Source organism: Bradyrhizobium sp. dw_78 (assembly GCF_018449525.1).
Taxonomy (GTDB): Bacteria; Pseudomonadota; Alphaproteobacteria; order Rhizobiales; family Xanthobacteraceae; genus Bradyrhizobium.
Window position 1 is genome coordinate 343862 of record NZ_JAAVUS010000007.1, and the last position, 24824, is coordinate 368685.

Here is a 24824-nt window from a genome sequence, read left to right on the forward strand (position 1 = left end):
CCCGCGAGACCGGAGGCCAACGCCCGACAGCGCGATGCGCCCTCGGGCGCGAAATTGTTTGGACTATCGGTCTTGGCGCTGATCGCCAAGACGCATTGATGACCCCCTCTCCCATGGAGAGAGGTGAAGAGACAGACGTGGATGGCCGGGACAAGCCCGGCCATGGCGAAGGAAAACGGCATTGTTCGACAATCTGTCGGAAAAGCTTGGTGGCATTCTCGATCGGCTGACGGGCCGCGGCGCGCTCAGCGAGGCGGACGTCGACGCCGCGATGCGCGAGGTGCGCCGCGCGCTGCTCGAAGCCGACGTCTCGCTCGACGTGGTCCGCGGCTTCATCGATCGCGTCCGCGAACAGGCCGTCGGCGCCACCGTGGTCAAGTCGGTGACGCCCGGCCAGATGGTGGTGAAGATCGTTCACGACGAACTGGTCGCCACGCTGGGCTCGGATGGTCAAACCATCGACCTCAACGCGGTGCCGCCGGTCGCGATCATGATGGTCGGCCTGCAAGGCTCCGGCAAGACCACCACCACCGCGAAACTCGCCCGCCGCCTGACACAGCGCGACAAGCGCAAGGTGCTGATGGCCTCGCTCGACGTCTACCGTCCGGCGGCGATGGAGCAGCTCGCGGTGCTGGGCCGCGATCTCGAAATCCAGACCCTGCCGATCGTCGAAGGGCAAAAGCCGCCGCAGATCGCGCGCCGCGCCTTGGAAGCCGGCAAGCTCGGCGGCTACGACGTGGTGCTGCTCGACACCGCCGGCCGCACCACGCTCGACGAAGAGATGATGAGCGAGGCGGCGGAGATCAAATCGGTCGCCAATCCGCATGAGGTGCTGCTGGTCGCCGATGCGCTCACCGGCCAGGACGCCGTCAACCTGGCGCGCTCGTTCGACCAGCGCGTCGGCCTCACCGGCATCGTGCTGACGCGGGTCGACGGCGATGGCCGCGGCGGCGCGGCGCTGTCGATGCGCGCGGTCACCGGCAAGCCGATCAAGCTGATCGGCACCGGTGAAAAAACCGACGCGCTGGAGGATTTCCACCCCAGCCGGATCGCGGGCCGCATCCTCGGCATGGGCGACGTGGTATCGCTGGTCGAAAAGGCCGCGGCCAATATCGATGCCGAGAAAGCCGCGCGCGTCGCCGAGAAGATGCGCAAGGGCAAGTTCGATCTGGCCGACATGCGCGAGCAGTTGATGCAGATGGCCAGCATGGGCGGCATCAGCGGGCTGATGGGCATGATGCCCGGCGTTGCGAAAATGAAGAACCAGATCGCCAATGCCGGCATCGACGACAAGATCATCAAGCGCCAGGTCGCGGTGATCGACTCGATGACGCGCGAGGAGCGCAAGAATCCGGATGTCCTGAAGGCGAGCCGCAAGAAACGCATCGCTTCCGGCGCCGGCGTCAAGGTCGAGGACGTCAACAAGCTGCTCAAGATGCACCGGAACATGGCCGACATGATGAAGGCGATGGGTTCGGGCAAGCGCGGCCCGCTCGCCGGCATCGCGCAGGCGATGGGCTTTGGCGGCGGCATGCCCTCGCCCGAACAGATGAAGGCGCTGGCGGAGAAAATGCCCGGCGGCGCCGCGCCGGGCGGCATGCCCGCGCTGCCGAAAGATCTTCCCGCGGGTCTGCGCTCCGGTCTGCCGAACCTGCCCGGACTTACCGGCCTGAGCGGCAAGCCAAACCTGCCGGGCCTCGGCGGCTTTCCCGGACTGGGGAAGAAGAAATGAGGAGTTTCGTCATTCCGGAGCGACGCGAAGCGTCGAACCCGGAATCTCAACGTGAATGATCGCGAGAGTCCGGGTCTGCGTGCTACGCACGCATCCCGGAATGACGCGAAACAACAAACAGCAAACCAGGATTTGAAGGAGAACCAAATGTCAGTCGTTATCCGCCTCGCCCGCGCCGGCACCAAGAAGCGCCCGGTCTATCATGTCGTCGTCGCCGACTCCCGCTTTCCGCGCGACGGCCGTTTCATCGAGCGCCTCGGCCATTTCAACCCGCTGCTTCCGAAGGACAGCGAGGCCCGGCTCAAGCTCGACATGGACAAGGTCAAGGCCTGGCTCGCCAAGGGCGCGCAGCCGTCCGACCGCGTGACCCGCTTCCTTGATGCCGCTGGCGTCGTGAAGCGCGCGGCGCGCAACAATCCGGAAAAGGCCGTGCCGCGCAAGGAGCGCAAGGCCGCGGCCGAAGCCGCTGCCAAATCGTAAGGCTTCGCATGATCCCGGCCTCATGCTTCGAGACGCACGGCTTGTGCCGTGCTCCTCGGCATGAGGATCTGTTGCCCTGTTCCGCGCAGCCAACTCCTGGTCCCCAGGAGCGCATTCTTCGCATCTCGAAGGATGAGGCCCGCTGATGCCGCCGCAAATCTGCGTCGCCCGGATCGGCGCCGCGCATGGCGTCCGCGGCCAGGTCAAGCTGTGGACCTTCACCGAAGACCCGCTGGCGGTGAAACAGTACGGGCCGCTTGGCACCAAGGACGGCGCCCGCCAGTTCGAGGTGACGCATGTCCGCGAATCCAAGGACCATCTGGTGGCGACGCTGAAGGGCATCGCCACCCGCGACGAGGCCGAACGGCTCAACGGCATCGAACTCTACATTGCGCGTGACCAGCTGCCGGCGACCGACGAGGACGAATATTACCACGCCGACCTGATCGGGCTCGCCGCGGTGACCACCGCGGACGCGCCGCTCGGCCGTGTCGTCGCGATTCATAATTTCGGCGCCGGCGACATTATCGAGATCGCGCCGCCGCAAGGCGCGACCATGCTGCTGCCGTTCACTAACGCCGTGGTGCCCACGGTCGATCTTGCCGGCGGACGCGTGGTGATCGAATTGCCGGAAGAAGTTGATGGCGACGACGCGGTTGGCACTGAGGAGGATTTCTCCCCGGGTCGTCCCCGCGAATGCGGGGACCCATAACCACTATTGTTTGTTCTTAGACTGGATTGGGCCTTAGCTGTACACAACATAGCCGGCTATGGTTATGGATTCCGGCTCACGCTCGCTTGGCCGGGACTGGTGCGTTTTGTATTCGCAGATAATACCGGTCGGGAATGGCTGACATGACCAACACCCACAGAGCCTGGCGGCTGCACGCGCACAATGATCTGCGATTCGACGCGGTCGAGACGCCCCGGCCCGCGCCCGATGGCGTTGTGGTCAGGATCGAAGCCGGCATGGTGTTGTCCTATATGGGCAAGGTGCTATCGGGTTCGGTGCCCTACAACCTGCCGCCAATGCCTTTCGTGCCCGGCACCAATGCGATCGCGCGGGTGATCGCGGCCGGCGAGAACGTCAGCCATGTCCGTAACGGCGACCGGGTTTTCCTCAGTCCGCATTTGCGCGGCGATGTGCCGAGCCCTGAGGCGCCGCAGATCCTGATCGGGCTGACGGCGACGGTCACAACAGCGGAGGCGCTGGCGCTGCAAGCGCGCTGGCGCGACGGCGTGTTCGCCGAGATCGCACACTGGCCGGCGGCCTGCGTCACGCCGCTGACCCGGCTGGACGACAGGCCTGCGACCCAACTGATCGGACTGGCCAAACTGATCGTGCCGTTCGGCGGCCTGCAGCGCTCTGGCCTGTGCGGCGGCGACACCATCATCATCAACGGCGCGACCGGCTATTTCGGTTCCGGCGCGGTCATGCTGGCGGTTGCGATGGGTGCGGGGCGCGTGGTCGCCGTCGGGCGAAAAGCTGAAGCGCTGGACTCGCTGCGGGAGGCTTTTGGCCCTCGCGTCATCCCCGCTCCTGTCAGCGGCGACGCCGCTAAGGATCTTGCGACCATCCGCCATGCCAGCGGCGGCGCCGCCGACGTCGCGCTGGATCTGCTCGGCAATGCCAAGAGCACCTCGACCACGTTGTCGTCGCTGCGCGCACTGAAGCGCGGCGGACGCCTGGTGATCATGGGGAGTGCGGAGGTGCCCCTGGAGCTTTCGTTCCGCGAAATGCTGGCAAATGACTGGGAAGTCGTCGGCCAGTTCATGTATGCGCGGACGGCGCCGGGCCAGCTCGCGGCGCTGGCCGCCGAAGGTCTGCTCGATCTTGGCAAGATCATCGTGACGACGTTCAAGCTCGCGGATTTCAGGCAGGCCGTCGAGGCCGCGGCCCTGATGCAGGGACTCGATCTGACCGCCGTGGTGCCGTAACAGAGGCCATGCCCTCCCCGACGACGATCTGGCGCGCAACCATTCTGACGTTGTTTCCCGAGATGTTCCCGGGCCCGCTGGGCGTCAGCCTCGCCGGCAGGGCGCTATCATCCGGGCTGTGGGCGCTTGAAGCACGCGATATCAGGGATTCGGCCACCGATCGCCATCGCAGCGTCGACGACACCCCGGCCGGCGGCGGGCCCGGCATGGTGCTGCGCGCGGATGTGCTGGCGGCGGCCATCGACGCCGCGGATACGGCTTCAGAGGTCGCCAGACATCGCCCGCGCCTGCTGATGAGCCCACGGGGTCGGCCATTGACCCAGTCCCAGGTCGCGGAACTGGCCGCCGGACCCGGCCCCCTGATCGTTTGCGGGCGATTTGAGGGCATCGACGAACGGGTCATCGGCGCCCGCGGGCTTGAAGAGGTCTCGATCGGCGATTACGTGCTGTCCGGCGGGGAACTCGCCGCCATGGTGCTGATTGACGCCTGCGTGCGGCTGCTGCCCGGGGTGATGGGAAAGCAGGAATCCGGTACGGACGAGAGCTTTTCCGAGGGATTGCTGGAATACCCGCAATATACCCGCCCGCAGACGTTCGAAGGCCAGCCGATCCCGGAAATCCTGCTGTCCGGAGACCATGCCAGGGTCGCGGCCTGGCGCCGGGCTGAATCCGAGGCCCTGACGCGGGCAAGACGCCCGGATTTATGGGCCGCGAGGCCGAATCAGGCGCCTAGTCCAAAGTCTCGCCAAAATCGCCCAAAAAACACGACAGACGGGTGACAAACGCCCGCCTTTGCCTTATAGCACCCACCAAATCCGCAAGTGATGGCAGGATAGTTGGACGTCTGCGCAGCCCGCGCTTAACCGAGGCTGGGCGCGCCGCCGATGGAGATTTCACCGTGAACCTGATTCAGCAGCTCGAAAAAGAGCAATTCGATAAACTGTCCGCCACCAAGACGATCCCGGATTTCGGGCCCGGCGATACGCTCATCGTCAACGTGAAGGTGGTCGAAGGCGACCGCACCCGCGTGCAGGCCTATGAAGGCGTCTGCATCGGCCGTTCCGGCGGCGGGCTCAACGAGAGCTTCACCGTGCGCAAGATCTCCTACGGCGAAGGCGTGGAACGCGTGTTCCCGATGATGTCGCCGATGATCGACTCGATCAAGGTGGTGCGCCGCGGCAAGGTGCGCCGCGCCAAGCTTTATTACCTGCGCAATCTGCGCGGCAAATCGGCCCGCATCGTCGAGAAGAAGACTGACCGCACACAGGCCGCCGCCGCGGTCGGCGAATAATTCAAGTCGCACCCGACTGGACGTAAAAGGCGCGGGTTCCCCCCGCGCTTTTTTGTTGCGGCATACTTATCTGTAACTTGTTGCCGCTGTTTTTTAACTTGTCATGGGCGGGCTTGGTCTGCGCATCGATCGGGAAAAGGGCTGTCTTGCTCAGGCGTGATGGATTGCCGGGTCAAGCGCGGCAATGACGGTAGGTGGCGGTCCTGCCAATCGATCGATTGTCGCAATGGCAGGCTCTGTGTTAGACATTTAAAATGGTTCCAGACCAGACCAGCACGGCCGGTTCGCGCGTCGCTCCCATCGTGATCGACGATCGCTCGCGGCTGCCCGGCCGGTTCTTCGGACGCTTTGCGACCTCGGCGACCTCTGAGCTTAGAAACGCGCTTTGACCAGCGCCGACGTTTCTTTTGCTCGCGCGTAACCGCGCTCAACCGCTCACACGAATTTTCCTTTGGAGCTGACGCTCATGTCCAAACCGACCACGCTGTACGACAAGATCTGGAACGACCATCTGGTGCATGAAGCCGAGGACGGCACCTGCCTGCTCTATATCGACCGTCATCTGGTCCACGAGGTGACGTCGCCGCAGGCCTTCGAAGGCCTGCGCACCGCGGGGCGCAAGGTACATGCGCCGGAGAAGACGCTCGCCGTGGTCGACCACAACATCCCGACCACCGATCGCTCCAAACCCAATCCGGATCCGGAAAGCATCGAGCAGATGCGGGTGATGGCGGACAACGCCAAGGAATTCGGCATCGAATATTACAATGAATTCGACCGCCGCCAGGGCATCGTGCATGTCATCGGCCCGGAGCAGGGCTTTACGCTGCCCGGCACCACGATCGTCTGCGGCGACAGCCACACCTCGACGCATGGCGCGTTCGGCGCGCTGGCGCATGGCATCGGCACGTCAGAGGTGGAGCACGTGCTGGCGACGCAGACCCTGATCCAGAAAAAGGCCAAGAACATGCGCGCCGTCGTCGACGGCAAATTGCCCGAGGGCGTCACCGGCAAGGACATCATTCTGGCCATCATCGGCGAAATCGGCACCGCCGGCGGCACCGGCTATGTGCTGGAATATGCCGGCGAAGCGATACGCTCGCTCTCGATGGAAGGCCGCATGACGGTCTGCAACATGTCGATCGAGGGCGGCGCCCGCGCCGGCCTGGTCGCGCCAGATCAAAAAGCCTTCGACTTCCTGCGAGGCCGGCCGAAGGCGCCGAAGGGCGAGGCCTGGGACGCGGCGATGCGCTATTGGGAGAAGCTGCGTTCCGACGAGGGCGCGCATTTCGATCACGAGATCAGGCTGGATGCGGCCAAGCTGCCGCCGATCGTGACCTGGGGCACCTCGCCGGAAGACGTGGTGTCGATCTCAGGCGTGGTGCCAGATCCCGACAAGATCGGAGACGAGGCCAAGCGGTTCTCGAAACATCGCGCGCTGAAATACATGGGCCTGACGGCCGGCACCAAAATCACCGACATCAAGCTCGACCGCGTTTTCATCGGCTCCTGCACCAACGGCCGCATCGAGGATCTGCGCGCGGCCGCCAAGATCGTCGAGGGCAAGACCGTCAACGGCAACGTCAACGCCATGATCGTGCCGGGTTCCGGCATCGTGAAAGAGCAGGCGGAAGCCGAGGGCCTCGACAAGATCTTCATCAAGGCCGGGTTCGACTGGCGCGAGCCGGGCTGTTCGATGTGCCTGGCGATGAATCCGGACAAATTGTCGCCGGAGGAGCGCTGCGCCTCGACCTCGAATCGCAATTTCGAGGGCCGCCAGGGCTTCAAGGGCCGCACCCATCTGGTCTCACCGGCGATGGCAGCCGCCGCGGCGATCGCCGGGCACTTCGTCGACGTGAGGGAGTGGCGGTAGAGCGTTTTCGAGCGAAGACCTGCCCCGGACACGATCCGGGGCGGGAACCGGCTCGCGTCAGGAAGATGCATCAAGACAAAAGCACCCAAACCGTTACTCTTCGTCAATCTCAAGGCGTCCTGGAAACCAGCCGTTAAAGATCGGCGCGCACACTCCCTTTTCGTGAAGGCGAGGCCTATCGCCGGGAGCGTGCCATGGCCGAAAAGTCCGAATTCATCGATATGATCCGCGAAGCGACGCACCAGAAGCGTCGCCGGTTCACCCCGCGCGCGGTCGAGCCCGAGGTCAAGGAAACCTCACGTCTCAGCCATTGGCCGCCGGATGGCTGGAATCAGTGGCGGATGGAGACGCTGACGCCGTGGCGGGTCAAATCCTGGAAGTTCAAGGATTGGGACAGGGGATGATCCTGCCCCGGAGATCGCGCGGACACAAAGCGGGAATGAAACGGGCGCCGATCGGCGCCCAATTCATTTTCAGCCGCCGCACGACGCATCGTCAGAAAAGCGGAAACAGAAATCCCCGGTGATGCCACCGGTGCCAGTGGCAAATACGGTGCCGACCGTAATGGGTCCAGATGATCCGGCACCGGCGGTGCGGATGGTAATAATAGGACGGACCGTAATGGAAATGCCGGTGGAAACGGTGTCCGTAGAGCCGGTACCCGCCATGGCGGAATCCACCGTGGTAAAAGCCGCGATGATGAAAGCCGCCGGCGCGGAACCCGCCGCCATGGAAACGACCACCATGGAATCCTCCACCGTGGAAACCTCCATGGAATCCGCCGCCGTGAAAACCACCATGGCCGCCGCCATGACCGCCGCCACCGTGGCGAACTTCGGTCATCAGCCCATCAGGAGCATGCGATCCTGACTGTCCCGCACCGGGACCGATCAACGACATAGCGTCCGCGCGCTGGTTTGGTGCGACCGACAGCATCAGCAACGCGGCCGCCGCAAAAGCCAGACGATGAATCAGGCCGCGCCTGAGGACAGACATCCTCTTCATGAACGATCTCCCTGAAATGGGCCGATGAAAGCGTTAAAGGCTATGCGCCCGCTTCCGGGCCGTTCGTCTCACTGCCACGATAAACTAAGGATGATGACGTGAACGCGTCATGAATGCATTGAAGGTTCGATGAGCATGATCTTCATGCGCAAACGCGTTCCGCGTTCGTCGCGAGGAATCATGCCCTGTTGCGGCTCTATCGTCTTAAAAAAACAGGCCCGCATCGACGGGCCTGTTCTTTTCATCTGCCGGAAACGGTTGGCGGCAATACCCTCAGCGGTGCCAACGACGATGCCAGTGACGGTGCCAATGGCCATGCCAGCGCACTTCGGTTGTCGGCTTCGCATCATCCCGGACCGCTGCGGCGGCGCTGGGGCTGCTCAGCGACATGGCTTGAGCGTGCTGGGTGGGAGCCGCGAGAACGAGCAATGCGCCAACAGCCGCAAGCCCCAGAACTTTCGTCACCTTCATGTCTCTTCTCCTTGGTCCATGGATGTCACGTCTGCGCCGAACAAACTGAAGCAATCAGCCGCCCCGTCGCAACGCAGATCGTAGGCTAGAATTCGCGACGTGAATGTGAAGTGAATAACCTGCGCCGTCGGACCAAACGCCTATCGTGCGCTTCGGTTCCCGTCGCGCCGCAGCATTTTCGGTACGGATTTCAGGACGGGCCTTGATGACTGTGCAAGTGGCTTGACGCGCGCCCGTGATCGTCGTCAGTCGGGTGCCGGCTCGCCGATGAAAACTAGCCCGGCCGCCAGAAGCAATGCATGCGTGGCACGATGACCCTTCCGCTCGGCCGGTCCTCCTGCACATAGGTCGCCGTGCAGTCCCGCACCGCATTCGGGCCCGGATAATCGTAGGGATAGATGCCTTCCTCGGGAACGCCTTCCCGGCGCGGATAAATCGGGATGCGCCGCAGCGGGCGTCGTGCCGGGCGCGGCGCCGCGGACTCGTCGGCATCGGAGGACGAGGCCTGCGCGATTCTCACGCCGGGTGAAGCGGTTTGTGCTCTGCTTGCCGTTGCCGGCAGCAGGAAAATGCCTGCAAGCGCGGCTGCCATGGCCGCTGTCCTGATCCCGATCATGAGGCCCACCTGAACCGTTGTGATCCCCACGGTCTCCGATTGCCGCGGCAAGGTCAACTGCGCGCCGCCGCGAAAACCGTCATGCATCTGTGCGAAAGACGCGCTAGACAGCTGCAATGTGGATATCTGCCAAAGCACCCAGCCTTGCCGAAATGGAGAAGATGGCGCTCGACCTTTTCGAGCGCCTGCCAAAGGATTTCCGCGACCTGTGCGAGGACGTGGTCATCCGCGTCGAGGATTTTCCGGCCGACGACGTGCTCGAAGAGATGGAAGCCGAGAGCGAATTCGACCTGCTTGGCCTGTTTCAGGGCATAGGCATCCCGTTCCGCGGCCATGGCGACGTGGTCCAGCTGCCCAACATGATCTGGCTCTACCGCCGCCCGATCCTCGATTATTGGGCCGAGCATGACGAGCCGCTCGGTCATATCGTCCGCCACGTGCTGGTCCACGAGATCGGCCACCATTTCGGCCTTTCCGACAATGACATGGAGGCGATCGAGGCTGATCCGGAATAGGTCAATTTGAGCCTTTTAAATTTGACCTTGGACGGCGGCCGCGATCGGGCTAAAAGCGCGGTAAATCTGCAAATTCACGGCCCCCGCGGGCGGAAATTGCAAACCGGCCACCCATAACAGCGAAGATCGAAACATGGACAAGTTCACCACGCTGGAAGGCGTCGCGGCGCCGCTGAAGATCATCAATGTCGACACCGACATGATCATCCCGAAGCAGTACCTGAAGACCATCAAGCGGACCGGGCTTGGCAAGGGGCTTTTTTCCGAACAGCGCTACAAGGATGACGGCAGCGAGAACCCGGATTTCATCCTCAACAAGCCGGCCTATCGCAACGCCAAGGTGCTGGTCGCGGGCGACAATTTCGGCTGCGGTTCGAGCCGCGAGCATGCGCCCTGGGCGCTCTTGGACTTCGGCATCCGCTGCGTGATCTCGACCTCGTTCGGCGACATCTTCTACAACAACTGCTTCAAGAACGGCATTCTGCCGATCCGGGTGTCGCATGAAGACCTCGACAAGCTGTTCGACGATGCCGAGCGCGGCGCCAACGCGACGCTGACCATCGATCTGCCCAGTCAGGAAATCCGAGGACCCGACGGCGGCAAGGTGAAATTCGAGATCGATCCGTTCCGCAAGCACTGCCTGTTGAACGGCCTCGACGACATCGGGCTGACGATGGAGAAGAAAGCCTCGATCGACAGCTATGAGGCAAAGCTCAAGACCGAACGCGCCTGGGCTTGATCCGCTCCGCCATTTGGCGAGGCACATTTGGTGACGCACATGCGGCCGGATATCGTCACCTTCTGGCGTGGCCCGCTCGATGCGCTACGGCAAACCTGCCTGAAATCGCAGGTCGCCGCCGGGCACAAGGTCACCATCTATAGTTTCGATCCGCTGGCGGGATTGCCTGACGGCGTCGGCAACGCGGAAGCCGAAGCGGTGCTGCCCTACGCCTTCTCGGAAAGACTGCGGCCGCCGCAACCGGACGGCAGCTGGCGCGACTGGACCACGCTGCAATTCAGCGATTTCTTCCGGATGCGGCTGATGGGGCAACGTGCCAGTCCAAATCATCCCCGGCTATGGCTCGACGCCGACGTGTTGCTGCTGAAGCCGGTCGAAATCGATCCGGCCCAGCCCTATTTCGCCTGGGAGCGGCCGCGCCAGCTTGGCAATTCAGTGCTCTATCTGCCGGCGAAAGATCCGATCGTCATCGCCTTCGAAAAACTGATGGCAAGCGACGAATTGACACCGGACTGGCTGTCGCTACGGCATCGCCTGACCTTCGCGCTGCGCAAACTGCGCGGCGGGTCCCGCCGCCTGTCCGATATCCGTGTGGCGATCTTCGGTCCGGCGGCGCTGACCGCGCTTGGACGGCGCTTTGGCAAGCTGCACCATGCGCTGCCCAAGAAATCGTTTTATGCGGTTCATGCCGAGCCGAAACTGTTTTTCGAGCCCTCCGATTTTTCGGCCTTGATCGCGGACCGGGATGTGGTGGGCTTTCACGTGTCGCCGAAAGGCCGCGGCAAGCAGGCGCCCATTCCCGGCAGCCTCTATGCGTGGGCCACGGAGCGGTTTGGATCCTCGTCCTGACGAGCGGCGTTTGCGCTCGCGTCACCGCGAGGCTTGTTCAATGCCCCGCCTGTTTTGTTTAATGTCCCATCGCCGCGACCGCATCCGCAATCGCAATGGTGCGCCGGGCCATCTCGGCATGCAGCCGCTCCACCATCTGGCCGTCGAGCCGGATCGCGCCGCGCGAGGCGTTTTCGGGCAGCTCGAATGCCGCGATCACCTTGCGGGCATAGGCAATCTCCTCCGCGGGCGGGGTGAAGATCGCGTTGCAGGCCTCGATCTGGCCGGGGTGGATCAGCGTCTTGCCGTCGAAACCGAGATCACGGCCTTGCGCGCATTCCTGCGAAAAACCGTCGACATTGCTGAAATCGCTGTAGGGGCCGTCGAGGATCTCCAGGCCGTGGGCCCGCGTCGCCAGAATGCATTGCGTGATCATCGGAATCATCGCCGCGCGGCCCGGCAGCATCCGTATCCGCGTCTCCCGCGCGATATCGTTCGGGCCGAACACAAATCCGGCGAGCCGTGTTTTGGGATCGCGCGAAGCGCCGGCGAGCGCGTCGGCATCCAGCACCGCGCGCGCGGTCTCGATCATCGCCCACACCCTGATCGAACTGTCCGCGCCGATGGCGGCAAGCCGGTCGCCGATGGCGTTGAGGTCGGCGACGCTGGAAACCTTGGGCACCAGGATGCCGTCCGGCCGCGCCTGGCCCGCCATGGCCACGTCATCGGTCCACCATGTCGTGTCGAGGCTGTTGGTGCGGACCCAGATCTCGCGCTTGCCAAAGCCCCCGGCGGCGATCGCCTGCGCGATCTGGTCGCGCGCAACCGCCTTGGCGTCGGGCGCCACCGAATCCTCGAGATCGAGAATGAGTACGTCGGCGGGGAGATTACGGGCCTTTTCCAGCGCCCGCGCATTCGACCCCGGCATGAAAAGCAGACTGCGGCGCGGACGAATCATGGCGGGTTCCCTCAGCTGTTATCGACAGGCATCGCCTGGCCATCTGGCCGGGAAAGCCGGTGTCATCTTTCCGGATGCAGGCCTATCATCTCAAGCCTTGTCATCTCAAGCCTTGGCCCGAAAGTCTTGTTCCCGGCGCCGACATATGGTTAGGCGACAGTCATGATATCGTTTCCGAAACTATTGCTCGACGGATACCGGACTTTCGCGACACAGCGGCTGCCGACCGAACAATCGCGCTACCGCGAACTGTCCGAACGCGGCCAGTCACCGACGGTGATGGTGATCGGCTGCTGCGATTCGCGGGTATCGCCCGAAGTGATCTTCGACGCCGGCCCCGGCGAACTGTTCGTGGTGCGCAACGTCGCCAATCTGGTGCCGGTCTATCAGCCCGACGCGGGCACGCATGGCGTCTCGGCGGCGCTGGAATATGCGGTTTCGGTGCTCCGGGTGGAACACATCGTGGTGCTCGGGCACGCGCAATGCGGCGGCATCCGCGCCTTCATCGACAAGGCCGCGCCGCTATCGCCCGGCGATTTCATCGGCAAATGGATGGCGATGTTCGTCAAGCCGGGAGAGATCGTCGAGCAGCGAGGCCACGAGACCATGCAGGATTTCACGGTACGGATCGAGAAGGCCGCGGTGTTCCGGAGCCTGGAAAACCTGATGACGTTTCCATTCGTGCGGTCGGCGGTGGAGCATGGCGAGATGCAACTGCACGGCGCCTATTTCGGCGTCACCGAAGGCTCGCTGTTCGTGCTCGACCAGGCGACAAAGGAGTTTCGCAGCGCGGGGGAAGAGCAGGCCTCATCCTGAGGCGCAACGCGAAGCGATGCGTCTCGAAGGATGACCACGAGTGCGGGCTTCATGGTTCTCCCGGCGATGCGACGCATTGTCCGGAGACGGCGCATTCGCGCTCCTCACCATGAGGGTTGAATCTAATGCTCCGCGCCGTTCCCATGATCGCCGCCCCAGCGGTCGGACAATGCAAGGATCAGGGCGGAGACGACGAACACCAGATGGATGCCGACCAGCCAGCCCAGCTTCTGGGCATCGAAGGTCGCATCGATATTCATGAACGCCTTCAGGACCTGGATCGCCGAAATCGCGACGATCGAGGCCAGCAGCTTCTGCTTCAGCCCGGCAAAATCGACCTTGGTCATCCAGTCCGGCCAATCCGGGTGGCCGCCGGGGTCGATCTTGGAGACGAAATTCTCGTAGCCCGAGAACACCACGATCAGGATCAGATTGCCGGTCAGGGAAACGTCGATCAGGCCGAGCACGCCGAGGATGATGTCGGATTCCTTGGCACTCACCGCGTGCTCGATGAACTCCCACAACATCATGACGAATTTCATCAGCAGCACCGCCAGGCTGACGACGAGACCGAGATAGAACGGCGCCATCAGCCAGCGGCTGTTGAACAGCACGCTCTCAAGCCCGTGCTCGATGCGCTGCAATGACGGATTCGGTCGGTAAGGCGCCGGCTGTTCGCTCATCGCAATTCCGGCTCCCCCGGTGCTTAGCTCGCCTTTATGCGGCTTTTTTCTTGGCGCTGAGCAGTTTGCGGTTGATCAGGCATTCGGCGATCTGGATCGCGTTCAACGCCGCGCCCTTGCGCAAATTATCCGACACGCACCACAGCACCAGACCGTTCTCAACCGTCGCGTCCTCGCGGATACGGCTGATATAGGTCGCGTCCTCGCCGGCCGCCTCGTAGGGCGTGACGTAGCCGCCGGGCTCCCGCTTGTCGATCACGAGACAACCCGGCGCCTTGCGCAGGATATCGCGCGCCTCATCGGCCGAGATCGGATTCTCGAACTCGATATTGACGGCTTCCGAGTGGCCGACGAACACCGGCACCCGCACGCAGGTCGCGGTCAGCTTGATTTTGGGATCAAGAATCTTCTTGGTCTCCATCATCATCTTCCACTCTTCCTTGGTGTAGCCGTCCTCCATGAACACGTCGATCTCGGGGATCACGTTGAAGGCGATACGCTTCGGGAATTTCTTGTTGATCAGTTCGCTGTTGGTATAGACCGCCTTGGTCTGCGAAAACAGTTCGTCCATCGCATCCTTGCCGGCGCCCGACACCGACTGATAGGTCGAGACCACGACGCGCTTGATCACCGCCTTGTCATGCAGCGGCTTCAGCGCGACCACGAGCTGCGCGGTCGAGCAATTCGGATTGGCGATGATGTTCTTCTTGCCGAAGCCGGCAGCCGCGTCCGCGTTGACCTCGGGCACGATCAGCGGCACGTCCGGATCCATCCGCCAGGCGGAAGAATTGTCGATCACGACCGCGCCGGCGGCGCCGATCTTCGGCGACCATTCCTTCGACACCGAGCCTCCCGCCGACATCAGGCAGATGTCGACATCGGAGAAATCGTAATGTTCGAGCGCTTTGACTTTCAGGGTGCGGTCGCCATAGGACACTTCGACGCCCACGCTGCGGCGTGAGGCCAGCGCCACCACCTCGTCAGCCGGGAATTTGCGTTCGTCGAGAATGTTGAGCATTTCCCGACCGACATTGCCGGTCGCTCCGACCACCGCGACTTTATAACCCATCGTTCACTCTCCGAAGAAAAATGCCCCGCCCCTGCTTCGCCCGGAAAGGGAAGGAGCAGCGCTTCTATGCGAGAAACGCCCTCAAGACAATGTTGGACAGGGTGCGTAAGCGTTTGATGCGTTTGTTTTGGGGCACCCGTGCCGATTTCTACCAGCCGTCCAGAATTCACCCGGCCCTGAGCAGCTCCTTCGACGAAGGCTGCCGCATGGCGGCCCGCCTGATAGCCTATGTGGGGACGCTGGCGCTGCTTGCCATCGTCGCCCTGCATCAGTGGAATGAATTGCGGATCGACGCGGCGGCGACACCTGCCGCACCGGCGGGCTGGAGTGCCGCCACGCGCTCCTATCCGGCGTTCGCCATCAGCCAATCTGATTTTATCGGAAAAACAGAGACTTACGAAATCCTCCGGCATCCGGAAGGAGGCCGCAAGGATGTCATGCGCTGGGTCGCGGCAGGGGAAAACCCGGTGGCGGAGCTCGAAATCTACCGCCGGGGCGGCGAATCGAACCCGCCGCAGCCGCCATTGGCAGAACTCGCGAACCGGGTGGACCCCGGCGGCGGGCGCGAACTGGAAGCAGCCGGCGTCATCGACAGCAAATTCGGCCCGGTATCGCTGTTGCGCCCCACCGGGCAAACGGACCGCAGGCCGCCCTGCCTCGCCTTCCTGAAACAGATCGACGATCCAGACTTGCGGCTCTCCGGCTGGGCCTGCCAGGACGCCACCTTGCCGGCCGGGCGCGCCAGGATCGGCTGCCTCTTGAACCGGCTGATCCTGCTCTCCGCCGGAAACGAGCCGAGACTGGCGGAATTATTCGCCCGCGCCGAGCTCCGGCGCGGCGACTGCGGCGCCGCGGCCACCTCAGCACTTTCGGCGGATTGGGTGACCAATGCCGAAAACCCGAGGCTGCGCGGCGCGCTGTGATCGGCCGAACGCGCCAGATCTAGGGTCAAGGCGCTGGTTTTCATGCAACTTTTTCATCTCGCGCCGCATTATGTCCGGCAGTGTGGCCCGATTGACCTTGTCGCTGTATATCCCCAACGGCTAGAGTGCCGGTCAAATCGGATATGGCGCTGCGCCGGACCATGAGGACATGATGAACTGGAAATTCCCTGCCGTGAGCAAACTTGCGGTGTCGTTTGTGGCGATCGCAGCTGTAGCGGCGGGCCTTGGTATGACAGCGGCCAGCGCGCAGTCGGCCCGATTGAAATATGACAAGAACGGCCATGCCTATTACGGGCCGAGCGGTCCCAACGTGGTCGTTCAGCAGGGACCGCACACCCGGGTCTACATCACCAAGCGCTCCTGGCTTGACGCCGGCACCGAAGTGCTGCCGGGCGACCGCAAATTCACCGATTACGCATTTCCGCCGGGCTATTCGTTTGCGCGCGAGAACAACAACCACCCGCTCGATCGCCAGCCGCTGAACCCGCCGTCCGACATGGGCGGATTCTATCCGCAGACTTTCCCGCTGTATTGAGCGGGATCGCATTGAACGAGCGTCGTCATGGCCGGGCTCGTCCCGGCCATTCACGTTTTTGGTGCCACCATAAGGAAGCGGTAGGGTGGGCAAAGACGCGGCAGCGCCGTGCCCACCACCATTTTCATCAAATCGCAAACTGATGGGCACGCGAAGTCTGTCATCGGGCGCGCATGCGCGCGACCCGGCGGCTTTGCCCACCCTATTCTGCTTAAGGCCGGACTGACGTTCCGGGAAAAGCGCGCGCCTAGGCGTGCAGCGCCTGCAATTCCTTCAGGATCGCCTGGCCCATCTCGGCGGTCGAGACCGCCTTGGTGCCTTCGGACTTGATGTCCGCCGTGCGCAAGCCGTTGGCGAGCACGCCGGCGATGGCAGCATCGAGCTTGTCGGCCAAAGCGCCCATATCGAAGGAATAGCGCAGCGCCATGCCGAATGAGGCCAGCATGGCGATCGGGTTGGCCAGCCCCTTGCCCGCGATATCGGGCGCCGAGCCATGCACCGGCTCGAACAGCGATTTGCGCTTCCTGCTTTTGGCGTCGATCTCGCCGAGCGAGGCCGACGGCAACATGCCGAGCGACCCCGTCAGCATCGCCGCGATGTCGGAGAGCATGTCGCCGAACAGATTATCGGTGACGATGACGTCGAACTGCTTCGGCCATTTGACCAGATTCATGCCGCCGGAATCGGCGAGCTGATGCTCGAGCTGCACGTCCTTGTATTCGCGCACATGGACCTGCGTCACGACCTCGTTCCAGAGCACGCCCGATTTCATGACGTTGCGCTTTTCCATCGAGGTCAGCTTGTTGCGGCGCTTGCGCGCCAGATCGAAGGCGACCCGCGCGATGCGCTCGATCTCGTAGGTGTCGTAGACCTGGGTGTCGATCGCGCGCTTCTGGCCGTTGCCGAGATCGGTGATGGTTTTCGGCTCGCCGAAATAGACGCCACCGGTCAATTCGCGCACGATCATGATGTCGAGGCCTTCGACCACCTCGCGCTTGAGGCTGGAGGCGTCGGCCAGCGCCGGATAGCACACCGCCGGGCGCAGATTGGCGAACAGGCCGAGATCCTTGCGCAGCCGCAGCAGGCCGGCTTCCGGCCGCGCCTCATAGGGCACGCTGTCCCATTTCGGGCCGCCGACGGCACCGAAGATCACGGCATCGGCGGCCTGCGCCTTGGCCATGTCGGCTTCGGAAATGGCGACCTTATGCGCGTCATAGGCCGCGCCACCGACCAGTCCCTGCTCGGTTTCAAAATGCGCGATGCCTTGCGCGTTGAGCCAGCCGATCAGGCGCTCGACCTCCGCCATCACTTCGGGGCCGATGCCGTCGCCGGGGAGAAGCAGCAGTTTATGGGTCGCCATGATCAAAACCTCATCCACCACCGTCATGCCCGCGCCTATCCCGGCCATGACGATTTTCGTTGTGGCGGAGTGCTAAAACGCCACGGCGGTATTGGCAAGCACGCATCGGACGGGAACGGCAGGGGACAAAGGCGCGGTCGCACCGGCCCCGCCAAACCGGGGCGCACCGGACGTGGCGGGCGCGCTTTCGCTTAGAGCCGCCCTGCGCGGGTTGCTCAGCTTCCGCTGAACGAATTATAGCCCTGGTCTTCCCAGTAGCCGCCCTTGTAGTCGTTGGTGACCTCCATCGAGATCACGTATTTCGGGTTCTTGAAGCCGAGTTTTGTCGGCACCCGGATCTTCATCGGGTAGCCATAGGCCCGCGGCAGGATCTGATCGGCGAATTTGAACGTCATCTGGGTCTGCGGATGCAGCGCCGTTTCCATGTCGAGCGGCGAGTTGTAACCCTCGGCATCGGCGCATTGGAACCAGCAATATTTCGCGCTGGTGTCGGCGCCGATCAGCTTGAGGAAATCGCGCAGCGGCGTGCCGGTCCAGCTTCCGATCGCGCTCCAGCCCTCGACGCAGATATGGCGCGTGACCTGCTTGACCTGCGGCAGCTTGTAGAGCTCGTCCAGCGTCCATGATTTCTTGTTGTCGACGAGGCCGCGCACCTCGAGCTTCCAATCCTTGCCGTCGACCTCCGGCGCATCGTCGAGATCGTAATAGGCGTTGAACGGAAACGGCTTGGTGATGGCGCTTTCGGGGAAAGTCGGCGCCAGCGCGTTGGGATTGAAGATCCGCGCCTGCACGGCGTCATTGAACTTGGAGATCTGCTTCAGCATCTCCTCGGCCGAAAAACCGTCCGACACGTCGCAGCCGGTCAACAGCGTCAACGCGCCGAGGCTGGCGCCGGCGGCGATGAAACGCCGGCGCGTGAAATCCGGCATCAGCTTGGCGGCGTCCTTGACCAGGAGCTTCTTGTCGACGCCGGGAATCAGAAGCGGGCGCTTGCGGGCCATGATTGTTCTCCTCGAACCTGCTTTCTCGGGCATGATTTTCCCGAAAACCGGTCCCCACTTTTCGGGATCATGCCCTAGCGCCCAATGATCATCGCGCGCAGACTTTTCGGCACCAGCAGCGCCAGCGCGACATGCACCACCAGGAAAGCGCAGATCGCCGCCATGCAGGCAAAATGTACGTAGCGCGCGAAATCATAACCGCCGAACAACGCCGTCAGATATTGCAACTGCACCGGCTTCCAGATCGAAAGCCCCGACAGCACGATGACGATGCCGACCACGATGATCCCGGCATACAGCAGCTTCTGCACCTGGTTGTATTTGGACAGATCCTCATGCGGCAGCTTGAAGGTCAGCGCGGCCCTGGTATCGGCCATCACGCCCGATGGCGTGATCGGCAATAGCTTCCTGGCGAAGCGGCCGGTCGCGAAACCGCAGACGAGATAGAACAGGCCATTGACCATCAACAGCCACATCGCGGCAAAGTGCCACAGCAACGCGCCGCCAAGCCAGCTGCCCAGCGTAATTGCGGGCGGAAACGAGAAACTGAACAGCGGCGATGCGTTGTAGACCTGCCATCCCGACATGATCATCAGGATCACCGCCACCGCGTTGATCCAGTGCATGATCCGCACCCATGCCGGCTGAATCACGTTTGCTTTCGGTGCGTGATGCACATCGATGACTGCAAGACTGGACATGGCCGTTCCATCGCTGAAAGTCGTTGTTTGGGTTATACGCCGCGGATGCAGGTTTCGTTACCGCGATGCGCGCGATCCAACCGATCGCCTTCGCCGTCGACGTTCACAAAAAAGCGAGCCGGGTTTCCCCGGCCCGCGGCCACTCGTTCCGTTGTCGTCCCCGCTTTCGTGGGGACAACGACGGAGCGAACTAATCCCGGTTGGCCGGGGTCTGAACGAAGCCTCTGTTCCAGGTCGGGCTGATCAGGATCTCGTTCATGCAGACCCGTGGCGGCATGCTGGCGACGAAGGCGATGGTGCGGCCGAGATCCTCGGGCTGCAACATCCTGGCTTGTTCCTGTTCGCTCGGCACCACCGGCCGCAGCTTCAGGATCGGGGTCGCGACCTCGCCGGGCGACAGGCAGCAGGCGCGCAGGCCGTTGACGCATTCATCCATGTTGAACGAATGGGTCAGCGCCAGCACCGCGTGCTTGGTGGTGGTGTAGGCTGGGCCCGGCATTTTCGAGACATGACGGCCGGCCCAGGACGCCACATTGATGATGCTGCCGTCTTTTTGCGCGCGCATCGCCGGCAGCACCGCCCGCATGCAATAGAGCACGCCGTTGAGGTTGATCTCGACCAGTTTGTCCCAGCCTTCGAGTTCCATATCGGCCCAGCTGCGCTTCGGCACGTTGATGCCGGCGCTGTTGACCAGGAGGTCGATCCGGCCGTGTACGGCCAAAATCTGTTCGGCCGCCTTGTTGACCCCGGCCTTGTTGCTGACGTCGAGCGCGATCGCTTCGGCCTTGCCGCCGCTTTTGGCGATCCTGGCCACGACGCCGTCCAGGGCGTCCTTGCGGCGGCCTGAGACCACCACCGTCCAACCGTCCGCGGCCAGGGCCTCCGCGCCGGCTTCCCCGATCCCGCTGCCGCCACCCGTCACCCAGGCCACGCGTTTCCCATTATTTGACATGCAAACTGTCTCCGTTGCTTTTTGAAGGGCGTTTTTGCTATTGGACGCCTTGAGGTTTCGCGACCGACCGGATGCAGCCGCGCCCGTAATGATGCATAATGCAGCTTGGAAAACCATCATGAACGCCAACCTGTTTTCTCGCCTGTTCGACAGCCTCGAGGATCCGGCCCGCCTTGCGATCGAAACGCTCGACGGCGAGCACATCAGCTATGGCGACCTGATCGCCCGGGCCGGACAGATGGCGAATGTGCTGGTGGGAGGCGGCGTCAAGCCGGGCGACCGCGTTGCGGCGCAAACCGAGAAGTCGGTCCCGGGCCTCGTGCTCTATCTCGCGACCGTGCGCGCCGGCGCGGTGTACCTGCCGCTCAACACCGCCTACACGCTGAACGAGCTTGAATATTTCATCACCGACGCCGAGCCGGCGCTGGTGGTATGCGATCCCGCCAGGGCCGAAGGCATCGGCGAGATCGCGAAAAAGATCGGCGCCAAGGTCATGACGCTGGGCGCCGACGGCAAGGGATCGCTGACCGACGCAGCGGCCAAGGCGAAGCCTGAGTTTACGACGGTTGCACGCGCCAACGACGATCTCGCCGCGATCCTCTACACCTCCGGCACCACCGGCCGCTCCAAGGGCGCGATGCTGACGCACGACAATCTCGCATCGAATTCGCTCAGCCTGGTCGGCTATTGGCGCTTCACCGACAAGGACGTGCTGATCCACGCGCTGCCGATCTATCACACCCATGGCCTGTTCGTAGCCAGCAACGTCACGCTGTTCGCCCGCGCCGCGATGATCTTCCTGCCGAAATTCGATGCCGACCTGATCATCAAGCTGATGGCGCGCGCCACGGTGCTGATGGGCGTGCCGACCTTCTATACGCGCCTGTTGCAGAACCCGGCCCTGAACCGAGAATCCACCCGGCATATGCGCCTGTTCATTTCGGGCTCGGCGCCGCTGCTCGCCGACACCCATCGCGAATGGCAGGCGCGTACCGGACATGACGTGCTCGAACGCTACGGCATGACCGAGACCAACATGAACACGTCGAACCCCTATGACGGCGAGCGCGTGCCCGGCGCCGTCGGCCATCCGCTGCCCGGCGTTTCCGTGCGCGTCACCGAGCCAGAGACCGGAAAAGAGCTGCCGCGCGACACCATCGGCATGATCGAGGTCAAGGGCCCGAACGTGTTCAAGGGCTATTGGCGGATGCCGGAAAAGACCAAGTCCGAATTCCGCGACGACGGCTTCTTCATCACCGGCGATCTCGGCAAGATCGACGACAAGGGCTATGTACACATCCTCGGCCGCGGCAAGGATCTGGTGATCTCCGGCGGCTTCAACGTCTATCCGAAGGAAATCGAAAGCGAGATCGACGCCATGCCGGGCGTGGTGGAATCCGCCGTGATCGGCGTGCCGCATGCCGATTTCGGCGAGGGCGTCACTGCCGTCCTGGTTTGCAGCAAGGGCGCCGAAGTCGATGAGGCCTCGGTGCTGAAGGCGCTCGAGGGGCGGCTGGCCAAGTTCAAGATGCCGAAGCGGGTGTTCGTGGTCGACGAATTGCCGCGCAACACCATGGGCAAGGTGCAGAAGAATGTTCTGCGGGATATGTACGCGGATATTTACACGAAAGCGAAGTAAAACGTCGCGACCTGGTCGCAGGGTATCGCGACGAGACGCCGGCGCGACGTTTCAAGCTCCACTCTGGAATCTCCGAGTAGATCGATCACGCTAACGCGTCCGTCAACCTTCAGCGTCATCGTCTTGAGGGACCAGACGCCGTCTTTCTTAAGCGCTTCAAGGAAAATCCGCCCCGCGGCTTTCGGACCAGTCGCCGAAAAACTCAGGACCGCATGCCCCGTTGCACCGGTGATATTGATCGCACCCACCGGTATGCCGGTCGTGATCGGGCTGCCGAGCAGTTCGGCAGCTTCCGCGCTGGCCTGAAGTCTCGACGCGCCGAGCTGGTAGGCGTCGGAATGCTTGAGAAAGAAAAAAATTCCGCCCAACAATCCGACCCATAGCGTGATGAATCCGAGCCAGACGACAACGGCCCATATCGCCCACTGACGTTGCACCCGTTTGAAATGTGCGATGCTGTCCCAACGCCCATTGCGCCACGCCCAACGGCTACCCTTCGCGCCAAGCACGAAAATCATCACAACGCCGACACCCGGAATGAGGGTCAGAAGCGCGATGAATGTGTTGTTTCCGACACCCCATACCCAATTGAGCAGGAATGCGCCCCAATTCCAGCGATCGATCTCCGCCGGAATCTCGGTCGGATTGATTGAAGCGTGCGCGTCAGTCATTTCCAAATCCTGCTTCAGGGCCAGCCGGTTTAATACAGTCCCGCAAGGCCGCTGCAAGCCCAGGTTGGATCGACAATCGATATACGCCTGGATTTGCGGGATGGAATTACAACAGGCTGACCATAAACCGGCTGCCGACGATGAAGAGATAGCTGCCGAATGCAATCTCCAGCGCGCGCTTCGACAGCGCATGCGCGACCCTGACGCCGAGCCCGGCTGTCAGCAGGGTGGTCGGCGTCACCAGCACCGCGCCGATCAGCGAGACATACCCCAGCGCGAACGGCATTTGCAGCGCCAGGACACCGGGGTAATGCGCCGCCGCTGGCCAGCCGGCATAGACATAGCCGATCGCGCCGGGAATCGAGATCAGCACCGCCAATGCCGACGAGGTCGCGACCGAGCGGTGGATCGGCCGGCCATAAAACGTCATCAGCAGGTTCGAAAACAACCCGCCGCCGATGCCCATCAGCGTCGAGAGCAGGCCGATGGCGAGGCCATAGACTTTCATCAGCGGCCCCTTCGGCAGATCGTCGCCGAACTTCCAGCTCTCGCGCGCCAGCAACAGGCGTATGGCGGCCGCATAGGCCACCAGCACGAACACGATCCTGAACAATCGCTCCGGCGAATAGCGCGCGACGACGCTGCCGGCGATCACGCCGATCAGCACCGGCAACCACCACGCCTTCAGGATTTCGGTATCGACCGCGCCGCGGACACGGTGGGCGCGCCAGGAACGGATCGAGGTCGGAATGATGATGGCGAGCGAGGTGCCAATACAAAGCGGCATCCGGACCTCCAGCGGCACGCCGGCGAGCCGGAAACATTCGTAAAACACCGGCACCAGGATCGCGCCGCCGCCGACCCCGAACAGGCCGGCGAGAAATCCCGACAGCGCGCCGACCGCCACCAGCAACAGCGCCAGTTCCAGCAGTTCGGAGAGGTCCAGCCCCGTGATCGCCATCCTGCATTTCCCCCGCCGTACACAACCGGCTCGTTCATGAATCGTGCTTCAGGTATACCAGCCATCGGCAGGCTGCAGTGCTTGTCAAGCCCTGTAAATGCAAGGCACATCGTAGATATGAACTCTTATTCGCAAACTGCCGATTTCGCCGTTGCACTCACTGTTTCGAGTTCGTAAATAGAATTCCTCTACTGCGATCCCTAGAGGCCCTGCGCGGGCCCGCCAAACACGAAGCAGCTAAATGACCGCCAGGATCGAACGCCCGCTTTCGCCTCATCTTCAGACCTACCGCTGGACCCTGACGATGGCGCTGTCCATCCTTCACCGGGCAACCGGCGTCGCGCTATATGTCGGCACCTTGCTGCTGGCGTGGTGGCTGATCGCAGCGGCGACAGGCCCGACCGCCTATGCCAACGTGCAGGCGTTCACCGGCAGTTTCATCGGGCGGCTGATCGTCTTCGCCTATACCTGGGCGCTGATGCATCATCTTCTCAGCGGCGTCAGGCACTTCGTCTGGGACCTCGGCTACGGCTTCAAGGCCAATGAGCGCGAAGCCCTGACCTGGGGCGCGCTGATCGGCGGCATCTCGCTCACCGTATTGTTGTGGATCGTCGCTTACATGGTTGGAGGCGGCCGATGAGCACACCTAATTCTTCCGCCGCGAAGTCGATGCGCACCCCGCTGGGTCGCGTGCGCAATCTCGGCGCGTCGCATTCCGGCACCAGCGATTTCTGGCGCCAACGCGTCACCGCTGTCGCGATGGTGCTGTTGATCGTACCCGTCATCGTGGTGGTGATGATGCTGCTCGGCCGCAACCAGGCAGGCGCAGCCCAGATTCTCGGCTCAGCGCCGATCGCGATCATCATGCTGCTGTTCATCGTCGCCAGCACTTGGCACATGAAAATCGGCATGCAGGTCGTGATCGAGGATTATGTGCAACACGAGACGCTGAAGATCGCGGCCGTGATGGTGAACAATTTCTTCTGCATCGCGGTGGCGCTGGCCTCGATCTACGCGATCCTCAAACTGTCATCCGGAGTGTAGCC

Annotated in this window: 29 protein-coding genes; 17 read left to right on the forward strand and 12 right to left on the reverse strand. The window is 62.8% G+C overall.

The features are described from left to right. The first annotated feature begins 181 nt into the window (after positions 1-181). The 8 genes from ffh to HB630_RS19820 all read left to right on the forward strand — a co-directional run bounded on the left by ffh (position 182) and on the right by HB630_RS19820 (position 7718). Positions 182-1732 (forward strand): signal recognition particle protein, encoded by a 1551-nt coding sequence (ffh, locus tag HB630_RS19785; protein WP_213773952.1) that lies wholly within the window; start codon positions 182-184, stop codon positions 1730-1732. 147 nt (positions 1733-1879) lie between these two features. Continuing rightward, positions 1880-2212, forward strand: a complete 333-nt coding sequence (gene rpsP, locus HB630_RS19790; protein WP_213773953.1) for a 30S ribosomal protein S16 — start codon at positions 1880-1882, stop codon at positions 2210-2212. A 145-nt stretch (positions 2213-2357) separates the two neighbouring features. After that, positions 2358-2924: a ribosome maturation factor RimM gene (gene rimM, locus HB630_RS19795; RefSeq protein ID WP_213773954.1), complete on the forward strand. Its 567-nt coding sequence runs from the start codon at positions 2358-2360 to the stop codon at positions 2922-2924. Positions 2925-3067: 143 nt separating this feature from the next. Beyond that, positions 3068-4150 (forward strand): zinc-binding dehydrogenase, encoded by a 1083-nt coding sequence (locus HB630_RS19800; protein ID WP_213773955.1) that lies wholly within the window; start codon positions 3068-3070, stop codon positions 4148-4150. A gap of 8 nt (positions 4151-4158) precedes the next feature. Continuing rightward, a complete protein-coding gene (gene trmD, locus HB630_RS19805) occupies positions 4159-4929 on the forward strand; it encodes a tRNA (guanosine(37)-N1)-methyltransferase TrmD (RefSeq protein WP_213773956.1) in 771 nt (256 codons plus the stop codon). Between the two features lie 119 nt (positions 4930-5048). Then, entirely contained in the window at positions 5049-5441 is a 393-nt protein-coding gene (gene rplS, locus HB630_RS19810; RefSeq protein WP_213773957.1) for a 50S ribosomal protein L19, read from the forward strand. A gap of 466 nt (positions 5442-5907) precedes the next feature. Next, the gene (gene leuC, locus HB630_RS19815) at positions 5908-7314 is read left to right on the forward strand and encodes a 3-isopropylmalate dehydratase large subunit (RefSeq protein WP_213773958.1); all 1407 of its coding nucleotides are present in this window, start codon (positions 5908-5910) and stop codon (positions 7312-7314) included. Between the two features lie 194 nt (positions 7315-7508). After that, positions 7509-7718: a hypothetical protein gene (locus tag HB630_RS19820; protein WP_213773959.1), complete on the forward strand. Its 210-nt coding sequence runs from the start codon at positions 7509-7511 to the stop codon at positions 7716-7718. A 69-nt stretch (positions 7719-7787) separates the two neighbouring features. Here HB630_RS19820 and HB630_RS28785 read toward each other — a convergent pair whose 3' ends face one another. From HB630_RS28785 to HB630_RS19835, 3 genes are all read right to left on the reverse strand, one after another. After that, positions 7788-8126 (reverse strand): hypothetical protein, encoded by a 339-nt coding sequence (locus HB630_RS28785; RefSeq protein ID WP_213773960.1) that lies wholly within the window; start codon positions 8124-8126, stop codon positions 7788-7790. A gap of 300 nt (positions 8127-8426) precedes the next feature. Then, the gene (locus HB630_RS19830; RefSeq protein ID WP_213773961.1) at positions 8427-8636 is read right to left on the reverse strand and encodes a hypothetical protein; all 210 of its coding nucleotides are present in this window, start codon (positions 8634-8636) and stop codon (positions 8427-8429) included. Between the two features lie 428 nt (positions 8637-9064). Beyond that, positions 9065-9382, reverse strand: a complete 318-nt coding sequence (locus tag HB630_RS19835) for a hypothetical protein (RefSeq protein WP_213773962.1) — start codon at positions 9380-9382, stop codon at positions 9065-9067. A 140-nt stretch (positions 9383-9522) separates the two neighbouring features. On the opposite strand from HB630_RS19835, the gene HB630_RS19840 reads away from it, so the two are divergent. The 3 genes from HB630_RS19840 (at position 9523) to HB630_RS19850 (ending at position 11509) form a co-directional block, all read left to right on the forward strand. Beyond that, the gene (locus HB630_RS19840; protein WP_213773963.1) at positions 9523-9921 is read left to right on the forward strand and encodes a metallopeptidase family protein; all 399 of its coding nucleotides are present in this window, start codon (positions 9523-9525) and stop codon (positions 9919-9921) included. 133 nt (positions 9922-10054) lie between these two features. Beyond that, positions 10055-10660: a 3-isopropylmalate dehydratase small subunit gene (gene leuD / locus HB630_RS19845; RefSeq protein WP_213773964.1), complete on the forward strand. Its 606-nt coding sequence runs from the start codon at positions 10055-10057 to the stop codon at positions 10658-10660. A gap of 39 nt (positions 10661-10699) precedes the next feature. Then, on the forward strand, positions 10700-11509 hold the full coding sequence (locus tag HB630_RS19850) for a hypothetical protein (RefSeq protein WP_213773965.1): 810 nt from the start codon (positions 10700-10702) through the stop codon (positions 11507-11509). Positions 11510-11567: 58 nt separating this feature from the next. Here the strand turns inward: HB630_RS19850 and HB630_RS19855 are convergent, their stop codons facing one another. Beyond that, entirely contained in the window at positions 11568-12446 is an 879-nt protein-coding gene (locus HB630_RS19855; RefSeq protein WP_213773966.1) for a CoA ester lyase, read from the reverse strand. A 162-nt stretch (positions 12447-12608) separates the two neighbouring features. Between HB630_RS19855 and HB630_RS19860 the strand changes: the two genes are divergently transcribed. Beyond that, positions 12609-13262 (forward strand): carbonic anhydrase, encoded by a 654-nt coding sequence (locus HB630_RS19860; RefSeq protein ID WP_213773967.1) that lies wholly within the window; start codon positions 12609-12611, stop codon positions 13260-13262. A 122-nt stretch (positions 13263-13384) separates the two neighbouring features. On the opposite strand, the gene HB630_RS19865 is transcribed toward HB630_RS19860, so the two are convergent. Both HB630_RS19865 and HB630_RS19870 read right to left on the reverse strand, forming a co-directional pair. Further along, the gene (locus tag HB630_RS19865) at positions 13385-13945 is read right to left on the reverse strand and encodes a TIGR00645 family protein (RefSeq protein ID WP_213773968.1); all 561 of its coding nucleotides are present in this window, start codon (positions 13943-13945) and stop codon (positions 13385-13387) included. Positions 13946-13979: 34 nt separating this feature from the next. Continuing rightward, entirely contained in the window at positions 13980-15014 is a 1035-nt protein-coding gene (locus HB630_RS19870; RefSeq protein ID WP_213773969.1) for an aspartate-semialdehyde dehydrogenase, read from the reverse strand. A gap of 116 nt (positions 15015-15130) precedes the next feature. Between HB630_RS19870 and HB630_RS19875 the strand changes: the two genes are divergently transcribed. Further along, positions 15131-15937, forward strand: coding sequence for a hypothetical protein (locus HB630_RS19875; RefSeq protein ID WP_213774005.1), 807 nt, complete (start codon positions 15131-15133; stop codon positions 15935-15937). Positions 15938-16109: 172 nt separating this feature from the next. Then, positions 16110-16493: a hypothetical protein gene (locus HB630_RS19880; RefSeq protein ID WP_213773970.1), complete on the forward strand. Its 384-nt coding sequence runs from the start codon at positions 16110-16112 to the stop codon at positions 16491-16493. 247 nt (positions 16494-16740) lie between these two features. Here HB630_RS19880 and leuB read toward each other — a convergent pair whose 3' ends face one another. The 4 genes from leuB to HB630_RS19900 form a co-directional block, all read right to left on the reverse strand. Then, positions 16741-17853: a 3-isopropylmalate dehydrogenase gene (gene leuB, locus HB630_RS19885; RefSeq protein ID WP_213774006.1), complete on the reverse strand. Its 1113-nt coding sequence runs from the start codon at positions 17851-17853 to the stop codon at positions 16741-16743. 215 nt (positions 17854-18068) lie between these two features. Next, positions 18069-18854: a molybdopterin-binding protein gene (locus HB630_RS19890; protein WP_213773971.1), complete on the reverse strand. Its 786-nt coding sequence runs from the start codon at positions 18852-18854 to the stop codon at positions 18069-18071. 74 nt (positions 18855-18928) lie between these two features. Continuing rightward, complete coding sequence (locus HB630_RS19895; RefSeq protein ID WP_213773972.1) at positions 18929-19555, reverse strand: cytochrome b/b6 domain-containing protein; 627 nt, start codon at positions 19553-19555, stop codon at positions 18929-18931. Between the two features lie 190 nt (positions 19556-19745). Beyond that, positions 19746-20507, reverse strand: coding sequence for an SDR family oxidoreductase (locus tag HB630_RS19900; RefSeq protein WP_213773973.1), 762 nt, complete (start codon positions 20505-20507; stop codon positions 19746-19748). A 91-nt stretch (positions 20508-20598) separates the two neighbouring features. On the opposite strand from HB630_RS19900, the gene HB630_RS19905 reads away from it, so the two are divergent. Next, complete coding sequence (locus HB630_RS19905; protein WP_213774007.1) at positions 20599-22146, forward strand: malonyl-CoA synthase; 1548 nt, start codon at positions 20599-20601, stop codon at positions 22144-22146. On the opposite strand, the gene HB630_RS19910 is transcribed toward HB630_RS19905, so the two are convergent. Then, positions 22128-23009, reverse strand: a complete 882-nt coding sequence (locus HB630_RS19910; protein WP_213773974.1) for a cytochrome c oxidase assembly factor Coa1 family protein — start codon at positions 23007-23009, stop codon at positions 22128-22130. The two genes, HB630_RS19905 and HB630_RS19910, sit on opposite strands and share 19 nt — an antisense overlap. Beyond that, positions 22924-23778, reverse strand: a complete 855-nt coding sequence (locus HB630_RS19915; protein WP_213773975.1) for a sulfite exporter TauE/SafE family protein — start codon at positions 23776-23778, stop codon at positions 22924-22926. Before HB630_RS19915 ends, HB630_RS19910 begins: the two co-directional genes overlap by 86 nt. Positions 23779-24019: 241 nt before the next feature. Here HB630_RS19915 and sdhC point away from each other — a divergent pair, with 241 nt between their 5' ends. Together sdhC and sdhD are read left to right on the forward strand one after the other, a co-directional pair. Beyond that, the gene (gene sdhC, locus HB630_RS19920; RefSeq protein ID WP_213773976.1) at positions 24020-24418 is read left to right on the forward strand and encodes a succinate dehydrogenase, cytochrome b556 subunit; all 399 of its coding nucleotides are present in this window, start codon (positions 24020-24022) and stop codon (positions 24416-24418) included. 29 nt (positions 24419-24447) lie between these two features. Next, positions 24448-24822, forward strand: coding sequence for a succinate dehydrogenase, hydrophobic membrane anchor protein (gene sdhD, locus HB630_RS19925; RefSeq protein WP_213774008.1), 375 nt, complete (start codon positions 24448-24450; stop codon positions 24820-24822). The last annotated feature ends 2 nt before the right edge of the window (positions 24823-24824 follow it).